Here is an 18,983-nt window from a genome sequence, read left to right as displayed (position 1 = left end):
GTACACATGGAAATAAAACATATACAAATTAAGATTACTGGAAAAGTACAAGGCGTATCTTTTAGGGCTGTAACCAAGGTTGTAGCCGACCAGATGGGGGTTAGGGGGATGATCAGAAATGAAAAAGACGGTAGCGTTTATTTAGAGGCCGAAGGAGATGATACCTTACTGGAAGTTTTTTTAGATTGGTGTAACGAGGGGACGGATCGGGCTAAGATTGAAAATGTAGAAGTTAGGCCTGGAGAAGTGAAGAACTATCAGAATTTTGAAATCATTAAGAAATAGATGTCAGTATTAAAAAAGTTTTTAGGACAGACTGCAGTTTACGGTATCAGTACTGTTTTTTCCAGACTGTTTAACTTTATCCTGACGCCAATTTATACCGGCAAATTTGCTGCCGGGACTTATGGGATATTTACAACCATGTATGCTTATGCTTCTATGATCAATGCGGTGTTGGCCTTTGGAATGGAAAGTACTTATTTCCGTTACTTGAACAAGCATGAGGATAAAAAGCAGGAAGTTTATAACAATTCCTTTTTATGTATAGCCTTTATTTCGATACTGTTTCTAATTAGTGGATTGGTGCTTTCTAATCCTATTTCAGGATATTTAACGGATGATCCGAAGCAATTAAGTGATTATAAAACTTATGTACAGCTTTTTATAGGTATTCTATTTATTGATGCAATCTGTGTTATTCCATTTGCAAAACTCAGAGCCGACAATAAAGCTTTTAAATATAGTGTGATTAAATTCCTTAATATCGGGTGTTTTGTCGGGTTTAATTTGGTGTTTATTTATATTATTCCATTGGTCATTAAGCATCAATGGCCCTTGGCAACATGGTTGGAGTCATGGTACAGAGGCGTTTGGGTGGGTTACGTTTTTGTGGCTAACTTAATTGCCAGTTTAGTAACCTTTGTATTGTTGTTGCCTGAGTTTTTGAAACTCCAGCTTAAATTTGATAAGGAACTTTTTGGTAAGATGTTCTCTTATTCATGGCCTATTCTGGTGGCTAATTTATCATTTATTGTAAATGAGAATTTGGATAAGATCGTGTTGAGCCAGTTGCTGCCTGATAAAATTGCAGATCATGAGGTGGGGATATATGGTGCAGTCTGTAAGATAGCGATATTTATAAGCATTTTTATTACAGCTTTTAGGTTGGGAGCTGAGCCTTTCTTCTTTAGCCATGCTAAAAATGCAAATGCAAAAAAAACTTACGCGACAATCCTTCATTATTTTGTGATCGCGCTGGCGCTATTGTTTGTGGGACTGATTGCCAATATCGAGATTTTGAAATACTTTATTCGCAAAAGCGAATACTGGGTTGGGTTGCCCGCAGTTCCATACCTGTTATTTGGTTATGTATGTCTGGGGGTTTACATGAATTTGTCCATTTGGTATCGATTGTCAGATCAAACACGTTTCGGTTTATACATTTCCATCGTTGGAGCCGTTATTACTATAGTGATGAATTTTGTCTTGATTCCTAGATACAGTTATATGGGATCTGCGTGGGTATCTATGCTGGCGTATTTTGTAATGATGGTCATCTCCTATGTTTTGGGACAAAAGTATTATCCCATACCTTATGATTTAAAAAGGATTATTGCTTACCTGCTGGTTTCAGTCGTATTGGTGGTGCTTTCCTTTTGGGTATTTAACAGGAATATTTATATTGGTAATGCGCTGTTATTGTCCTTTTTGGCAGCGATTATTTATTTTGAAAAGGATCAGTTGAAACTTATATTGAAAAAAAGATGAACATAAATATTATTAACAATTCCGGGCATCCATTGCCACAATATGAAACTGCACATGCAGCAGGTATGGATATGCGCGCTTTTATAGAAACTGAAATTACCATTAAACCTTTGCAGCGTGTTTTGGTTCCAACTGGTTTGTATATTGAGCTTCCGGTTGGTTTTGAGGCGCAGATTCGTCCACGTAGTGGTTTGGCTTATAAACATGGCATCAGTATTGTAAATTCACCAGGTACCATCGATGCCGATTACCGTGGAGAGATTAAAGTACTGTTAGTTAATTTGTCGGATACTGATTTCGTGGTAAACAATGGTGATAGGATTGCACAAATGGTGATTGCAAAGCATGAGACTATCGCTTGGAATATAGTTGAAGAATTAAGTGATACAGCTCGTGGTGCGGGTGGTTACGGACATACGGGTAAATAAATGAAACAAATTAAAGTGCTTTTATTGGTGTTGTTGGGCAATGCTTCTGCATTGTTTGCTCAGCGGCCTACGGTGCCGTTGACGGATACAGCCATGATAAAAGTGCTTTATTTTGCCGGTTTACGTGATAAGCTAAATGAGGATTACAGTAGGGCAAATGAGAGTTTCAACAAGATATTACAACTAGATCCTAAGAATGCTGCCGTTTATTATGAAATTGCTATTGTAAATTATAGGCAGAATAATCTTTATGAAGCGGAAATGGCCATAAAAAAGGCTACAGCTTTGGAAACTAACAATACATGGTACTGGATGTTGATGGCCGAATTGTATAAACGTAAGGGTGATATGAATGCCATGGCTGGAGTTTTGAACCAGCTTGTTCGGCTTTCACCAGATAAGCCTGATTATTATTTTGATAGGTCCAATGCTTATTTGATGGCGGGAAAAACTGCTGAGGCGATGAAGGGGTATAATGAGTTGGAGAAGAAATTTGGACCATCTGACGAACTTGCCCGCGCAAGAAGACGTGTAACTTCTGGCGCAAAGGGGAATGCAGCTGGCGAAGAAGAGCTTGGGAAGTCGGAGCTAACAGTTGTTGAGCAAACCATGGTACTGGCTGAAGATTTATATAAAAAAGGCGATTTGCCTGGGGCATTGGCTCAATTTAAATTGGTATTGGAAGGAGAAGAACGTCCTTACAAAGCCTGGGAGCAAGCCTTGAATATACAGTTACTCTTAAAGCAGTATAAGGACGCCATAAAAACGGCTGAGGCGGCAATAGAAATTTATCCTAATCAGGCTATTTTATATTACTTTATGGCTCTAGCGTTGCATCAGGATAATCAAAACAGCCAGGCTTTAACAAATGTGAAGTCAGCCCTGCAGCTGGATACTGATAATGGGATTTATCTCGAATTGTATGGTGATGTGCTGTTTATAAGCGGTGAGAAAGAGCGGGCACTGGTAGAATGGAAAAAAGCAAAAGCAGCTGGTAATGGTTCAGAAAAACTAAATAGAAAGATCTATGAGCGGAAATATTTGGAATAATTTATTGTGGGCAGGCTTGCTTTCGACTACCTTGTTGGCCTGTAAAACAAGAAAAGCAACCGTCGTGGCAAACCCTCCGGCAGCAGTGACGGAATTAAGCAGTAAGAATACCGAAAATATTCAATTGTTGAAGTCCCGGGATTTAGTTTTTAATACGCTGTCTGTTAAAGCAAAGGCAAAGTTGGATCTTGGAGGTAGCAAGAACAATGCTACAATGAACATCCGGATGGAAAAAGGGCGCCGTATTTGGGTGAGCGTTACTGCATTGGCTGGTATCGAGGTGGCAAGAGCTTTAATTACACCAGATAGTATTAAGGTACGAAACAATTTTCAGAGCGTATATTTAAAACAACCCTTCAGTTATATCCATAAGTTTACCAATAAGCAGCTGAGTTTTGATTGGTTGGAATCTATTTTATTGGGCAATACGATCCCTTATTTTTTGAATGATCAGGCGAAAATTGAAAAAACGGATGGACAGTGGATGTTACAAGGTGAAAAAGAAGCGCTTATTTATAAAGTGTTTTTTGATAAGGTGATGAAAGTTAGCGAAAATAATGTTAATGATGTAGTTGCTGGGCAGGCTTTAAAGGTTTTGTATAGTGGGGCTTACCAGGATTTGGGGGGCTCATTGTTTCCCAATGGATTGACGATAAATTCTATGGCGGGCAATAAGATTGTGAACATTGAGCTTGAATATTATAATGTAGAACGCAATGTTCCACTTGATTTCCCGTTTAGTGTTCCTGGGAAGTATGAAGTAATAAACTGATTTTTTTTATACTTTTGACCCAATGAAGCTAAGCAAATTTCTTTTCCTCCTCCTATTTATATTATCCGCATCAGTTGCATTTGCCCAAAGCAGTTCGGAACTTAAAAGAAAAAAAGAGGCAATACAAAGAGAGATTGATCTGTTGCAACGAAACCTCAAAAAAACGGCTAATAATAAAAAGTTAACCTTAAGCCAAATCAACGCATTAAATACTAAAATCAAGTTAATGCAGGATAAGATTACGGTCATCAACTCTGAGATGAAGAATCTGGACAATCAGATTCATGAAAATACCAATACCGTAATTAATCTGAAAGGCCAGCTGGGGCAGCTAAAGAAGGAATATGCTGGAATGATCAGGTTTGCCCAACGGAATAAAAATGCCTATGATAAGATGATGTTTATTTTCGCAGCAAAGGATTTTAATCAGGCCTATAAACGGATTAAATATTTGCAGCAATTTGGACAGTATCGTAAAAAGCAGGCGGGATACATACAGGGGACTCAAAAAGATCTGAACTATAAAATTGTTATTCTAGATAAAAACCTGAAAGAAAAAAGTAATCTTTTGCATGAGCAGGAGAATGAAAAAGATAAGTTAGGTAAGAATAAATCTGAACAAGCAGCTGTACTAAATAAATATAGTAAGCAGGAAAAGCAGTTCCGTCAGGATATTGCTACTCGTAAAAAACAGCAAGCACAAATTGATCGGAATATCCGGGCGGCAATTGTTCGTGAGATTGAATTGGAAAGAAAACGTGCTGAGGAAGCTGCAAGGATAGCCGCTGCAAAAGCAGCGAAAGCTGCTGCTGCCGCTGCCGCCGCTGCTGCGGCAAAAGCGAAGGCTGAAAATAAACCTGCACCGGCTGCACCAGTAGCAGTTGCCAAGCCTAAAGCTAGTAGTAGTGGTTATTTGGCTGCCACACCTGAAGCTGCAAAATTGTCGGCCGCATTTGAAAGCAATAGAGGTTCTTTACCTTGGCCAGTAACTTCTGGATCGATTACGGAAAGTTTCGGAAAGCATAAGGAAGGTCAGGCTAGTTATGACAATGCGGGTATAACTATTCAAACTTCGGAAGGTGCTGCAGTAAGAGCCGTGTTTAACGGTAAGGTCAGTAAAGTGGGGAGTGCATTAGGTAGACATTATGTTTTGATTAAGCATGGACAGTTCTTTACTGTGTATCAGAACTTAAGATCTGTAAGCGTAAGTGCAGGCGACGATGTGAGCACAAAACAGAATATCGGAACGGTAGCTACTTCGGGCGATATGCCAGAACTGCTGTTTCAAATTTATAGAGGAGCTGTGGCGCAAAATCCTGCATCATGGATCGCTAAATAAACTATTGCAATTAATTGTTTATATTTGTTTTAAAGAAGTAAAATAGAGATCGAGATGTATTCAGGGACATTAATAGAGTTTTTAAACATGGGTGGTGGCGAGATTATGCTGATCCTTGGTGTGGTACTTTTGTTATTTGGAGGTAAAAAATTGCCCGAATTGGCTCGAGGACTTGGAAAAGGCCTGAGAGATTTTAAGGACGCATCAGAAGGAGTTAAGCGGGAGATCCATAGGAATATTAATTCCGTAGGTATTACCGATGAAATTAATGATTTTAAATCTACCTTTAATGATGCTGACAACAGTAGACATCATCCTTACGAATATAAACCTGAGGATAATGCCTATAATGACGATACGCATAAACCAGCAATAGACTTTCATAAAGACGAGCCTGCTGAAGATAAAGAGAACACAACAACAGAAACAGATAAAACTAAAATTTAATTAAAATATCATGTTTGATACAACAATATTGGCTTTTGGACTAGGCGGCGGAGAAATTGCTGTCATTGTAGTAATTGTATTGCTACTTTTTGGTGGTAAAAAAATTCCTGAATTGATGCGTGGCCTTGGAAAAGGAATTAAAGAATTTAAAGATGGAAAAGATGGTGCTGACGATGCTGTTGATCAGAACCATAGCAACACCAACAAACCATTGTAGGTTTAGGAACCCTATTTTTTAATTTAATCTATTCTTGAAGTTTGAAGAAGTATAACTCCTTAAAAGAGGTACAAGCTCTTATTGAGCAAAAAAAGCTCAGTTTGCCAGAGTTATTAGACTATTATTTTAAGCAAATAGAAAAACATGAACACCTCAATGCGTTTAATGAGGTGTTTTTTTATTCTGCGACTCATCAGGCTAAGCTTGTACAGGAAAAGATAACTGCCGGAACGGCGGGTAGATTGGCAGGAATGGTGATTGGTATAAAAGATAACATCTGCTATCAAGACCACCAGGTAACTGCTTCGTCTAAAATGTTGGAGGGTTTCGTTTCTCCTTATTCTGCTACCGTTGTAGAAAGACTAATCAGTGAGGATGCCGTAATTATTGGCAGACTAAACTGTGATGAGTTTGCTATGGGCGGTTCTAATGAGACTTCTTATTATGGTGTGGTAAAGAATGCTGCTGACCACGAAAAGGTGGCCGGTGGTTCTTCTGGTGGTTCGGCTGTAGCTGTTCAGGCCGACTTATGCCTGTCTGCTCTGGGCACTGATACTGGCGGTTCAGTAAGGCAACCCGCTGCTTTTTGCGGTTGCATAGGTTTAAAACCTACTTATGGTAGGATCTCCAGATATGGGGTGATTGCTTATGCTTCGTCCTTTGATCAGGTAGGTACCATTACTTCTTCTGTTAGCGATGCCGCAGTTTTACTTGAGGTTTTGGCTGGTGCTGATGACCATGATAGTACCGTTTCTAAACATGTTGTTCCCGAGTACTTAGAAGGATTGAAAAGCAGTGCGTCAAAAAGGATTGCTGTTTTGAAAGAAACTTTGGAAAGTGAAGCGCTTGATACGGACATAAAGGAAGCAATATTAAAGGCTATTGAGGAACTTAAAAGTCAAGGGCATACTGTCGAGTATGTTTCTTTTGACTTATTGGATTACTTAGTTCCGGCTTATTATGTGCTAACTACGGCTGAGGCTTCGTCTAATCTTTCTCGCTACGATGGGGTACATTACGGACACCGAAATCTGGAAGCTACAAGTCTAAATGAACTTTACAAACTATCCAGAGCCGAAGGTTTTGGAGAAGAAGTTAAACGCCGCATTCTGCTTGGAACATTTGTTTTGAGTGCGGGTTACTATGATGCTTATTACCAAAAAGCACAACAGGTGAGAAGACTGATTAGAGAAAAGATGGAAGAGATGCTGAGCAGCTTCGACATTGTAATCAGTCCTGTAACACCTACACCTGCTTTTAAGATCGGCGAAAATATCGATGATCCATTGGTAATGTATATGGCTGATATATTTACCGTATTGGCATCTTTGACAGGAATTCCAGCAATTGCTATTCCTTTGGGCAATAATACTAATGGTTTGCCGTTAAGTATGCAATTGATGGCCAGGCATTTCGGGGAACAAGACCTATTGTCTTTATCCCATGCTTTTTTAAGCAACGAGAATGTTGGGCAATTGACAAACCAGGCGAACTAAACCATCACCGCTTTTAATAAAGCCTGAAATAGATTTTATTAACCGATAAAAAGGAAATAATATGCCTATGAAGATATTAATATGCTTTGTATCCGCTTGTGCTGTGGCCTTTACAGGTTTTTCTGCAAATGCGCAACAACCGCAAAAGTTGGCTATAACCGACACCACCTATGTACCTGTTGTAGACGAAACCCCAACTTTCCATAATCATAACTATGTTTATAAGGCCAGATTGGATTCAATCCAAAAAACGGTACCACTTAGTTATAATGAGTATGTGCAGAACTATATAGATATTTATGCGGGGCGTAAAGATATGATGGGAAAGATGATCGGCCTTTCTAGTTATTACTTCCCGATTTTTGAAAAGGCACTTAAAAGTTATAATATTCCGGAAGAGATAAAATATCTCCCAATTATAGAATCTTCGATGAATCCCCATGCTGTATCGCGCGTAGGTGCAACAGGTTTATGGCAGTTTATGTTTGCAACAGCAAAAGGTTATGGTTTAAACATGGATAATTTTGTGGATGAACGTAAGGATCCTATACAGGCAAGTTATGCTGCTGCTGCCTATTTCAGAGATGCTTATGAGGAACTTGGCGACTGGTTACTGGCCATTGCTGCTTATAACTGCGGAATGGGGAACGTAAACCGGGCTATTGCTAAAGCAGATTCCAGAGATTTTTGGGAAATCAGAAGGTTTCTACCTTTGGAAACGCGCAATTATGTTCCTGCCTTTATTGCAGCGGTGTACGTGATGAATTATTCAGGTAGTCATCAGATCAAGGCTCAGAAATCGATTTTTCTTAAAAATACAGATACCATTCAGGTAAATCGTTTTGTTTCTCTTCCTTCACTGGCGGAAGCCATGAATATTGATGTGGATGAATTGTGGGGCTTGAATCCTTCCTATAAGAAGAAAATAGTAAATGGTACTATGCATGCGCCTAAGCGTGTGATCTTACCTAGGGTCGACCTTGCTAGTTTTACAAGAGTATACCAATTGTTGAATGAAGAAGAGTTGGAAGTAGATAAGCATATTGTATTGGCTTCGAATGGGGGGAAGACCTCACGAAAAGCTAAGGCAACTGCAAATAAACCTTCAATCTTCTATCATAAGGTCACTTCAGGACAAAACCTAAGTATCATTGCAGACAAGTATCATGTTGAAGTACAGGATCTGAAGGTATGGAATAATTTAAAAGGATCTTCGATTGTGCCTGGGCAACGCTTGAAGATCTACCATCAAGCAGAAAGCAAGCATGTAGAAAGGCCAATGAGGGGCTAATTCTTTTCTAATCTTTTTTTATTTATGGCTTATCAAAAGAATTGTAACTTTGGCGTTTTACATAGGATCATTTTATGAGTAAGATTAATAGAAAGCAAGATGCATTAGACTACCACTCGCAAGGGCGGCCGGGAAAAATTCAGGTTATACCAACCAAGCCAACAAACTCCCAAAGGGATCTGGCTCTTGCCTATTCACCAGGTGTTGCAGAGCCTTGTTTAAGCATAGCAGAAAATAAAGAAGATGTTTATAAGTATACTGCCAAGGGTAACCTGGTAGCTGTAATTAGTAATGGTACCGCGGTTTTGGGACTTGGTAATATTGGTCCGGAGGCTGGTAAACCAGTAATGGAAGGTAAAGGACTGTTATTTAAAATATTTGCAGATATTGACGTTTTTGACCTTGAATTGGATACCACAAATGTTGATGATTTTGTTAAAATCGTAAAAGCATTGGAGCCTACTTTTGGTGGGATTAACTTAGAAGATATTAAAGCACCTGAGTGTTTTGAAATTGAGCGTCGTTTGAAAGAGGAAATGAATATTCCTGTAATGCACGATGATCAGCATGGTACCGCCATTATTTCTGCCGCTGCGTTGTTAAATGCATGCGAGCTGCAGAAAAAGAAAATGGATAAAGTTAAGATCGTGGTAAATGGTGCAGGTGCTGCGGCAATTTCCTGCTCCCGTCTATACGTTTCTTTAGGTGCAAAAAAAGAAAATATAGTGATGTGCGACCGTTCGGGCGTGATTAGAGCTGACAGGACTAACCTGGATGCGATTAAAGCGGAGTTTGCTACAGATAGAAAACTGAATACGCTTGCAGAAGCCATGAAGGATTCGGATGTGTTTATTGGTTTGTCTTCAGCAGATTGTGTAACTGAGGAGATGCTGAAATCAATGGCAAAAAATCCGATTGTATTTGCAATGGCTAATCCTAACCCGGAAATTGCTTACGAATTGGCGATTAAATCCCGGAAGGATATCATCATGGCTACCGGCCGTTCTGACTATCCTAATCAGGTGAACAATGTATTGGGTTTTCCTTATATTTTTAGAGGTGCGCTTGATGTAAGAGCTACTGCGATCAATGAGGAAATGAAGATTGCTGCGGTTAGAGCGATTGCTGAACTGGCTAAGAAATCTGTTCCTGAGGCTGTAAATATGGCCTATGATGAAAAAAATATCAAGTTTGGTAAGGAGTATATCATTCCGAAGCCAATGGACATGAGGTTGATGACAAATGTGTCGACTGCGGTGGCTAAAGCTGCCATTGAATCAGGAGTTGCACGTAAAGTTATTACCGATTGGGATGCTTACGTAGAAGAGCTGAAACATAGGTTGGGCATGGATGATGCGATTATGCGTGCAATCACGAGTAAAGCTAAATCTGATCCTAAGCGTGTTGTTTTTGCTGAAGCAGATCATTATAAGATTTTAAAGGCAGCCCAGATTGTGAAAGACGAGAATATTGCTATTCCAATTTTGCTGGGAAATAAAGAGGTGATCGAAAGGATCATTGAAGAAAGTGCATTGGAGTTGGAAGGTGTAACGATCATCGATCCATTTAAGGAGCCTGAGTTGATGCAGAAATACGGTAAGTTCTTGTATGAGAAAAGGCAACGTAGAGGTTTAACCTTATTTGAAGCTACTAAGTTAATGCGTGACAGGAATTACTTTGGTGCGTCGATGGTAGAGTTTGGTGAGGCTGATGCGATGATTTCTGGTTTGACAAGAAACTATGTTTCGACCATTAAGCCTGCTTTGCAGGTGATCGGTACTGCACCGGGTGTAAACCGTGTTGCGGGTATGTATATGATGATGACCAAAAAAGGACCTGTGTTTTTTGGAGATACAACAGTAAATGTTGACCCTACTGCAGAGGAACTGGTTGATTTGACTTTGCTTATTGAGCAATCGGTTAGTAAATTTAATATTCACCCACGTGTGGCCTTGTTGTCGTATTCTAATTTTGGCTCTAACGAAGGTGTGGTTCCTGAGAAAGTAAGAAAGGCTGTTAAAATATTGCATGAGCAGCATCCGCATATTGTAGTTGATGGTGAAATGCAAGGTAATTTTGCAATGAACAATGAATTACTAAAGGACAATTTCCCTTTTAGCAGATTGGTGGATGGACCGGCAAATACATTGATATTCCCTAACCTCGAGTCTGGAAATATTGCCTATAAACTGTTGCAAGAATTGGGTGAAGCTGAGGCTATTGGTCCAATCTTATTAGGCTTAAATAAACCTGTTCATATTGTTCAACTTGGAAGTTCGGTAAGAGAAATTGTAAATATGGTTACCTTAGCTGTTTTGGATGTTCAGGGTAAAGAACAAGAAGCAAATGCCAAAAAAGGCGGTTTATTAAAAAGAATAGCTAAGAAATAATTATGTTCGAATATATTGATGGTAAGTTAGCATTTAAATGCCCTACCTATATTGTTGTGGAGGCTGGTGGTGTTGGCTATCATCTCAATATATCTTTAAATACTTATAGTAGCCTCGCGAATACTGAAAGGTGTAAGATTTATACCTGGCTACACATAAAAGAAGATGCGCATACCCTTTACGGCTTTGCCGATGAAGGGGAGCGCAGGCTTTTTTTACATTTGATTTCGGTTTCCGGGATAGGGCCGAATACAGGACGGATGATGTTATCGTCCATCACACCTGTTGAAATTCAAACAGCAATTGTAAATGCTGATCTGGCACTCATCCAAAGAATTAAGGGGATAGGAGCCAAGTCCGCACAACGACTGGTGCTTGAATTGCAAGATAAATTAAAGAAAGAGGGATCCGGCTCTTTAATGGCCGCTCCGTTAAACAATACAACAAGAGAAGAAGCGATATCGGCATTAACGATGTTGGGTTTTGCTAAGCCTGCTTCTGAAAAGGCAATAGACAATGCGGTGAAGGTTGGTGGACAGGATTTGTCTGTTGAACAAATGATAAAAATAGCATTGAAGAATTTATAAAAACCGCCATTGAAAACCTTATTGACGCTATTTCTCTTCCTGATTCTCTGTATGGGTGGACAACAAGCTTTTTCGCAAGTTGCACCTAAGAAAGCAAAACAGGATACCGTAAAAAATTCTTTCGGCTTGAAAGAGAAACAAAGACTTGGAATCAGGTCATTGTCCAATTCCTTTTCTCCATTGCCAGATAATGTGCATAGAAAGGTTGAATATGATGCCGAAAATAAACGATACATCATTCAGGAACTGGTAGGCGATAAGCCTTTTGGTACGGTGCAATACTTAACTGTAGAGGAATACCTGCGTTTGGTAAATAGTGAAATTAAACGCGATAACTGGCGTGTGCTGTCCGATCAGGAGGTAAATGATGTCAGAAAAACAGGAATCATTCCAAGTTTAAAAATCAACAGCAAAGCTTTTGAACGGATATTTGGTGGTACCACCATTGATATTCAGCCGCGTGGTGAAGCCGAACTTACCTTTTTAGGAAGGATCAATAAAAACGAAAACCCTTTATTTAACGAACGTCAACGCGTACAAGGGAACTTTGACTTTAACCAACGTATACAAATGGATGTGATTGGTAACATCGGTACTAAGTTAAAGATCAACATGAACTACAATACGGAAGCTCAGTTTGACTTTGAAAATCAGGTTAAGCTGGATTATACCGGTGGTGAAGATGACATTATACAAAAAATTGAAGCAGGTAATGTGAGCTTACCGCTAAATACAACACTGATCAGTGGTACGCAGGCACTGTTCGGGGTAAAGACACAATTGAAGTTCGGTAAGCTGAATGTAAGTACCGTTTTTACACAGCAGAAGTCGCAATCCAGGCAGATACAGATCAATAATGGGGCGCAACAAAATGAATATAGATTAAGCGCAGATAATTACGAAGCAAATAAGCACTATTTCCTGGCCCAATATTTCAGGGATAATTATAATAAATCGCAATCTAATCCCCCAACGATTACTTCGGGGGTATTAATTACAAAAATAGAGGTTTGGATTACCAATAGGGCTGGAAGTACACAAGATTCAAGGGATGTATTAGGCTTCCTGGATCTTGGTGAAAATAGGCCTTATAATTCAGCGATAGCAGGTGGAAGATCGGTACTGCCTTCAGGCTTTACAAATCCGGTATTTCCTAGAAGCTCCAATGATCTCTTGGATAAGATTCCGGCGGATTCTCGTAACACCAACTCCAATGCGATCATTGGTTATTTCGAAGATAAAGGTAAAACAGACAACTACGCGAAGTTAACTTATGCAAGGAAGCTTGCTGATAGAGAGTATACTTTTCATCCTCAGTTGGGATATATATCCTTAAATAATGGATTGAATAGTGATGAGGTACTTACGGTGGCTTATCGATATACATTTAACGGTGTGGAGTATCAGGTGGGGGAGTTTTCTACGGATGTTCCTTTCGATCCGACAACCCCTAAGGTGTTATACACCAAGTTATTGAAAAATGAGACAATAAAAACCAATTTACCTACATGGGGATTGATGATGAAAAATATCTATTCTATTGGTGGCTATCAGATTAGCCCGCAGAATTTTAAACTGGATATTTTTAGAATTGATGAGAAAACTGGTGTTGAAAAGCCCCTAATACAGGAAGGTGAGAAACTGGATGCTGACCGTAAGCCTCTCAATGGAAAACAGTGGATCCAGGTTGCAGGCCTGGATAGGTTGAATCAGCAAAATGAGCGTAAACCAGATGGGGTATTTGATTTCCAGACCGAAAATAAGCCCTTTGGTTCTAATGGAAGTAATGGGCAAAACGCTTCATTTGGTAATGCAGGAAATACGAATGGGACGACCAATAGCCTGGTAAACTTTTCTACCAATACTGTTAATGGTTACATTACTATAGATCCATTAAACGGACGGATTATCTTCCCTATTATTGAACCTTTTGGTAGGGATCTAGCCAGTCAGTTTTTACCAACTGAACAGTCTTTTATCGACAAATATACTTTTACTGCACTTTATGATTCAACAAAGGTTGTTGCTCAACAATTGTTTAGCAATCAGAACAGGTACATCATTAAAGGAGCTTACCAGTCCGAAATTGCTTCTGAGTTTAGTTTAAATGCGATCAATGTTCCAGAAGGATCAGTGAAAGTCTTTGCAGGTACAATTCCTTTGCAGGAGGGTATCGATTTTACAGTGGATTATCAGGGTGGTAGGGTTAGGATTATCAACCCAGCTTTATTAAGTTCTGGACAGCCAATTAGGATCACTACAGAAAACAATGAGTTGTTTGGCTTACAGCAGCGCTCTTTATTTGGTACACGATTGGATTATAAGGTGAATAGCAAGTTAAATCTGGGAGGTACTTTAATGAACCTAACAGAGAAGCCGCTTACGCCTAAGGTGAATATTGGGGAGGAACCGATTTCGAACACAATGTGGGGATTGGATATGAGCTATAGCTCGCCTTCAAGATTTTTGACTAAGTTGGTGGATAAATTACCGTTCCTATCTACCAAAGCTCCATCAAATATTACTTTCGCTGGTGAGTTTGCGCAGTTGATTCCTGGGCATCCAAGTGCATTAAATTTTGGTGGACAAAAGGGTGGGGTAAGTTACCTTGACGATTTCGAGGCTTCACGTTCAGTGATAGATTTGAAAAGCGCCGTTGCATGGCAGTTATCGGGAACACCTCAGCTTTTTCCTGAAGCGGGTAGAATTGATGATTTGAGCTATGGTTTTAACCGGGCCAGAATTGCATTCTATAATATAGACCCAATTTTTTATAACCGAAGCTCGAATGATTTACCTGCAAGTCTTAGGAACAATGTAAATGAACGTTCCAATCACTATGTGCGCGAGATTATTGAGCAGGAGGTTTTCCCTTTTAAAGAAACGAGCACCGGGCAGGCTTATACCCTGCCAACACTTGATGTTGCCTTTTATCCTAATGTCCGCGGTCCTTATAATTATACGACTACAGGATTTAATGCCAATGGAACATTAACCAATCCTAGATCGAGATGGGGTGGTTTGTTCCGGAAGATTGAAACAACAGATTTCCAGGCTTTGAATATTGAATACATTGAACTTTGGGTAATGGACCCAAATATTTATAAACCAAATTCTACAGGTGGTGATTTATATTTTAACCTTGGGAATATCTCTGAAGACATTTTAAAGGATGGTCGTAAATCATTGGAAAATGGTCTGCCTGCAAATGGTGATCCAAATTCTTATGATGAAACGAGCTGGGGTAGGGTACCGAAGTTGCAGCCGGTAGTACAAGCATTTGATAACGACCCGGCAGCAAGAAAAGTGCAGGATGTAGGATTGGATGGATTGGCAAATGTAGATGAGAAAAGAAAGTTTAGCATACTGATTAATCAGATAAAGGGACAATTAAATCCTGATGCAGCGGCCGAGTTTGATAATGACCCCTCGTCAGATGATTACGTATATTTTAGAGGCCGTCAGCAAGATCAGGTTAATGCCGGGATCTTAAAACGTTACCAACAGTATAATGGTACTGAAGGAAACTCGAAAACTTCGCAGCAATCAATGGAAGATTTTGGTGTGGACAATTCTGCATCTACCTCTTTGCCTGATGGTGAGGACATCAATAGGGACAACAACATGACTCAGAGTGACGAGTATTTTCAGTATAAAGTTTCTATGCGTCCAGGCGATTTGATGGTTGGACAGAACTTTGTTACGGATAAGGTTACTTCGCAGGTAAAATTGGCTAATGGACAAACTCAAGCAGTAACCTGGTATCAGGTTCGTATTCCATTGGCACAATACCAACAAAAGGTAGGGAACATTCAGGATTTTAAATCGATTCGATTCATCAGAATGTTCATGACAAATTTTGCGGATACAACGGTATTGAGGTTTGGGAAGATTCAGTTGGTGAGAGGAGAGTGGAGACAATACAATGCGAACAATGAGGCTTCGCAGGTGATCCTTGATCCACCACTACAAAATTTAGGACCTGATAATTCAACGATTGAAATATCGACAGTTAATATTGAGGAAAATGGTAAAAGAACACCTATTCCTTACGTGGTGCCACCGGGTATTGAGCGTGAGCGTGATTTTAGCAATTACCGTGGCGACACCAGACAGAATGAACAATCGCTGGCCGCAACTGTAAAGACCTTACGTGATGGCTATGGTAGAGCTACATTTAAAACTGCACTGAACGACTTTAGGTCGTACAAGCATCTGGAGATGTATATTCACCTGGAAGCATTGGGTAGTGCGATATTAAATGACAATGATCTACATGCCTTTTTAAGGATCGGAACCGACAATCAGGATAACTATTACGAGTATTCATTGCCTTTGAAAGTGACCAGACCCGGTACAAGTGATCCTTATGCAATATGGCCAGATCAGAATAAGATGGACATTGAGCTGGAACTTTTCCAGAAAGCAAAATTAGAACGGAATAAGGCCATTGATGTGGATGGATTTCCATGGAACATTAGTAAGCCCTTTAAGTACGTGGTTAATGGGAGAACGATTATTGTAAAAGGGCAACCTGATATGAGCAAGGTGCGGGTGTATATGCTTGGGATATTGAATCCATCTCGTAATAATGGAAACGGTACTACTGATGACGGTTTGGATAAGAGCGCACAGGTCTGGTTTAATGAAATGAGGCTAACGGAGTTTGACGAACGTGGTGGTTGGGCTGCTACAGCAAGGATGAATGCCAAGCTAGCTGATTTTGCAGATGTGAATGTATCGGGTAGTAAATCAACTATAGGTTTTGGATCATTAGAAAAACGAGTTAGTGAAAGAAACCGTGCAGATAATATGTTCTTTGATATTTCTTCAAGCATGGAACTGGGTAAGTTCTTCCCTCAAAAAACCGGAATTAAGATTCCTATGTTTGTGAGCTATTCTAGCCAGGTGAGTACGCCTCAATACGATCCTAAGACGCCGGATATTGAGTTGAATAATGCCTTGGAAAAAGCATCGAAATCGGAGAAGAAAGCAATTTTAGAATATGCTCAGGATTATACCACGAGGAACAGTATCAACTTCACCAATGTACGGAAGGAGCGGACAAATCCTGATAAGAAACCACAGGTATGGGATATTGAGAACTTTAACGTAAGTTATGCTTATACAAAGTTTGCACATCGTGATTTTATCAATGAAAAGAATATCCAGCAGACTTACAGAGGGTCCTTGGCTTATAATTACTCTGGACAGTCGAAAACTGTTGAGCCGTTTGCAAAGATCATTAAGTCAAATACATTGGCTTTGTTAAAGGATTTCAACTTCAATGTAGTGCCAAATGCCTTAAATTTCAGAATTGATGTAGACCGCTATTATTCGGAAAATACATTGAGAAATAACGATCCAAACAATTACATTCCTATCAATACAACTTTTAATAAGAACTTTTTGATTACCCGGGTTTACGGTATTTCATGGAATTTAACTAAGTCGTTGACGCTGGATTTTGATGCGACAAACTACTCTATCATTGATGAGCCAGAAGGTAAGATTGAGGGAATGAAGCGTGATACAGTATGGAATAATTTAAAACGCCTGGGTAGAACAACCGACTATAACCACAATATGAACATTACCTATTCCTTGCCTTTAAATAAGATTCCTGGTATGGATTGGGTAACTGTGGCTACTAGATACGGAACTAACTTTAACTGGCAGACGGAAGCTTTGTCAACCTTAAGAGATCCGTTGATTGATTTGGGAAATACGATACAAAACTCTAGAACAATACAGGTAAATCCAACACTTAACCTTGCTGGTTTGTACAATAAGTTCGGTTTTGTAAGACGTGCAAATGCGGGTGGTGACAATCCACCAAGTGGTTCATTCCTTGTTGGTTTATTAACCAGTATCAAGAATGTAAACGCAGCCTATACTAAAACCCAGGGTACGTTTTTACCAGGATACCTGCCAAGAGTAAGTTATTTTGGTTTGGACGAGGCTACTGGAGCACCGGGGCTAGGCTTTGTTTTTGGTAGTCAGCGCGACATCAGAGAAATGGCTTTAAGTCACAATTGGATTACCAGAGATACTTTGCAAACGCAACTTTACATCAACACTTTAAGAGAGGATTTAAGTTTAACCGGATTAATTGAGCCAATCAAGGATTTGAGCATTACGCTTACGGCGAATAAAAACAGAACTCTTAATTATTCTACTAATTTTAGATACGATCAAACCATTCAGGATTTTCAGAGTATGAGTCCTTTTACAACTGGAGATTATAGCATTTCCTACATCTCCATAGGAACAGCATTTTCTGAAAAACAAGGTAGTATAGTTTCCAAATTATTTGGTCAGTTCATGGACAATAGAGCTGTGATTTCTCAGCGTTTGGGTGAGCAAAATCCCAACTCTGTTGGAAGCTCAAGAGGCTATGCCGATGGTTATGATAAGAACTCTCAGGATGTAATTGTCTCTGCCTTTTTAGCTGCTTACACTGGAAAGAGTGCATCATCAATTGGTTTAAATTCTCAACCAAAGATTCCATTGCCAAACTGGCGATTGAATTACAGAGGATTGACAAGGATCGGTTTCCTTGCAGAAACATTTAGTTCGATTGACCTTAGGCATTCTTACCGCTCGGTATATAGTATCAATGGTTTTAACTCCTTGATTCGTTATAAGGAAGATAATGGCGCTGTAGTGACCAGGGATGAAAACAGAAACTTTTTACCTTACTATCAATATGCTCAGGTTACTATTGCCGAGCAATTCTCTCCATTGATTGGGGTAGATACGCGGTTAAAAAATAACATGACGGCTAATTTTGAAATCGGACGTACACGAATGTTGGGACTCAGTTTAGCCAATAGTCAGTTGGCTCAGCTATCTGAAAATAATATGGTGTTTGGTTTAGGCTACCGTACCACGAAATTCAGGTTCCCTTTCGGCTTGTTCAAGGAATTGAAAATGGATAACAACATGGACTTTAAGCTGGATGTAGCTGTAAGGGATAATAAGACTGTGATCTATAGAGCAGACGTTGCTGAAGCAGAGGTTTCTTCAGGTGCCAAAAACATTACCTTACGACCAAGTGTTGATTACATATTAAATCAAAGATTTAATGTGCGGGTATTTTATGATTCCAATGTTACCAAGCCTTATACCTCTCAATCGTTTAATACTTCGTTTAGTAACTTCGGTTTTAGCCTAAGGATTACGCTGAATTAGAG

Annotated in this window: 13 protein-coding genes; all 13 read left to right on the top strand. The window is 39.5% G+C overall.

The features are described 5' to 3' along the window. Positions 1–6: 6 nt before the first annotated feature. The 13 genes from BLS35_RS03185 to sprA all read left to right on the top strand — a co-directional run bounded on the left by BLS35_RS03185 (position 7) and on the right by sprA (position 18,981). Positions 7–285, top strand: coding sequence for an acylphosphatase (locus BLS35_RS03185; RefSeq protein ID WP_371328237.1), 279 nt, complete (start codon positions 7–9; stop codon positions 283–285). Continuing rightward, entirely contained in the window at positions 286–1,770 is a 1,485-nt protein-coding gene (locus BLS35_RS03180) for an oligosaccharide flippase family protein (protein WP_090777724.1), read from the top strand. Beyond that, positions 1,767–2,198 (top strand): dUTP diphosphatase, encoded by a 432-nt coding sequence (dut, locus tag BLS35_RS03175; protein WP_090777722.1) that lies wholly within the window; start codon positions 1,767–1,769, stop codon positions 2,196–2,198. Before BLS35_RS03180 ends, dut begins: the two co-directional genes overlap by 4 nt. After that, positions 2,199–3,248 (top strand): tetratricopeptide repeat protein, encoded by a 1,050-nt coding sequence (locus tag BLS35_RS03170; protein ID WP_090777720.1) that lies wholly within the window; start codon positions 2,199–2,201, stop codon positions 3,246–3,248. Continuing rightward, the gene (locus tag BLS35_RS03165) at positions 3,226–4,020 is read left to right on the top strand and encodes a lipoprotein insertase outer membrane protein LolB1 (protein WP_090777718.1); all 795 of its coding nucleotides are present in this window, start codon (positions 3,226–3,228) and stop codon (positions 4,018–4,020) included. The genes BLS35_RS03170 and BLS35_RS03165 overlap by 23 nt, the downstream gene beginning before the upstream one ends. Positions 4,021–4,042: 22 nt before the next feature. Then, the gene (locus BLS35_RS03160) at positions 4,043–5,359 is read left to right on the top strand and encodes a murein hydrolase activator EnvC family protein (protein ID WP_090777715.1); all 1,317 of its coding nucleotides are present in this window, start codon (positions 4,043–4,045) and stop codon (positions 5,357–5,359) included. Positions 5,360–5,413: 54 nt separating this feature from the next. Next, on the top strand, positions 5,414–5,806 hold the full coding sequence (locus BLS35_RS03155; protein WP_090777713.1) for a Sec-independent protein translocase subunit TatA/TatB: 393 nt from the start codon (positions 5,414–5,416) through the stop codon (positions 5,804–5,806). Between the two features lie 10 nt (positions 5,807–5,816). Then, a complete protein-coding gene (locus BLS35_RS03150; RefSeq protein ID WP_090777711.1) occupies positions 5,817–6,023 on the top strand; it encodes a Sec-independent protein translocase subunit TatA/TatB in 207 nt (68 codons plus the stop codon). A gap of 41 nt (positions 6,024–6,064) precedes the next feature. After that, positions 6,065–7,519, top strand: coding sequence for an Asp-tRNA(Asn)/Glu-tRNA(Gln) amidotransferase subunit GatA (gatA, locus tag BLS35_RS03145; RefSeq protein ID WP_090777709.1), 1,455 nt, complete (start codon positions 6,065–6,067; stop codon positions 7,517–7,519). A gap of 67 nt (positions 7,520–7,586) precedes the next feature. Then, on the top strand, positions 7,587–8,810 hold the full coding sequence (locus BLS35_RS03140; protein WP_090778157.1) for a lytic transglycosylase domain-containing protein: 1,224 nt from the start codon (positions 7,587–7,589) through the stop codon (positions 8,808–8,810). 74 nt (positions 8,811–8,884) lie between these two features. Beyond that, positions 8,885–11,200 carry an NADP-dependent malic enzyme gene (locus tag BLS35_RS03135; RefSeq protein ID WP_090777707.1) on the top strand — a complete coding sequence of 772 codons (2,316 nt, stop codon included), beginning with the start codon at positions 8,885–8,887 and terminating at the stop codon, positions 11,198–11,200. 2 nt (positions 11,201–11,202) lie between these two features. After that, a complete protein-coding gene (gene ruvA, locus BLS35_RS03130) occupies positions 11,203–11,787 on the top strand; it encodes a Holliday junction branch migration protein RuvA (RefSeq protein ID WP_090777705.1) in 585 nt (194 codons plus the stop codon). Between the two features lie 9 nt (positions 11,788–11,796). Beyond that, positions 11,797–18,981 carry a T9SS outer membrane translocon Sov/SprA gene (gene sprA / locus BLS35_RS03125; RefSeq protein WP_371328236.1) on the top strand — a complete coding sequence of 2,395 codons (7,185 nt, stop codon included), beginning with the start codon at positions 11,797–11,799 and terminating at the stop codon, positions 18,979–18,981. Positions 18,982–18,983 lie beyond the last annotated feature (2 nt).

The sequence above is a fragment of the Pedobacter sp. ok626 genome, from assembly GCF_900100435.1.
Lineage (GTDB): Bacteria > Bacteroidota > Bacteroidia > Sphingobacteriales > Sphingobacteriaceae > Pedobacter.
Note: the sequence above shows the minus strand (reverse complement) of the source record. Positions and strands in the feature narration are given on the sequence as shown.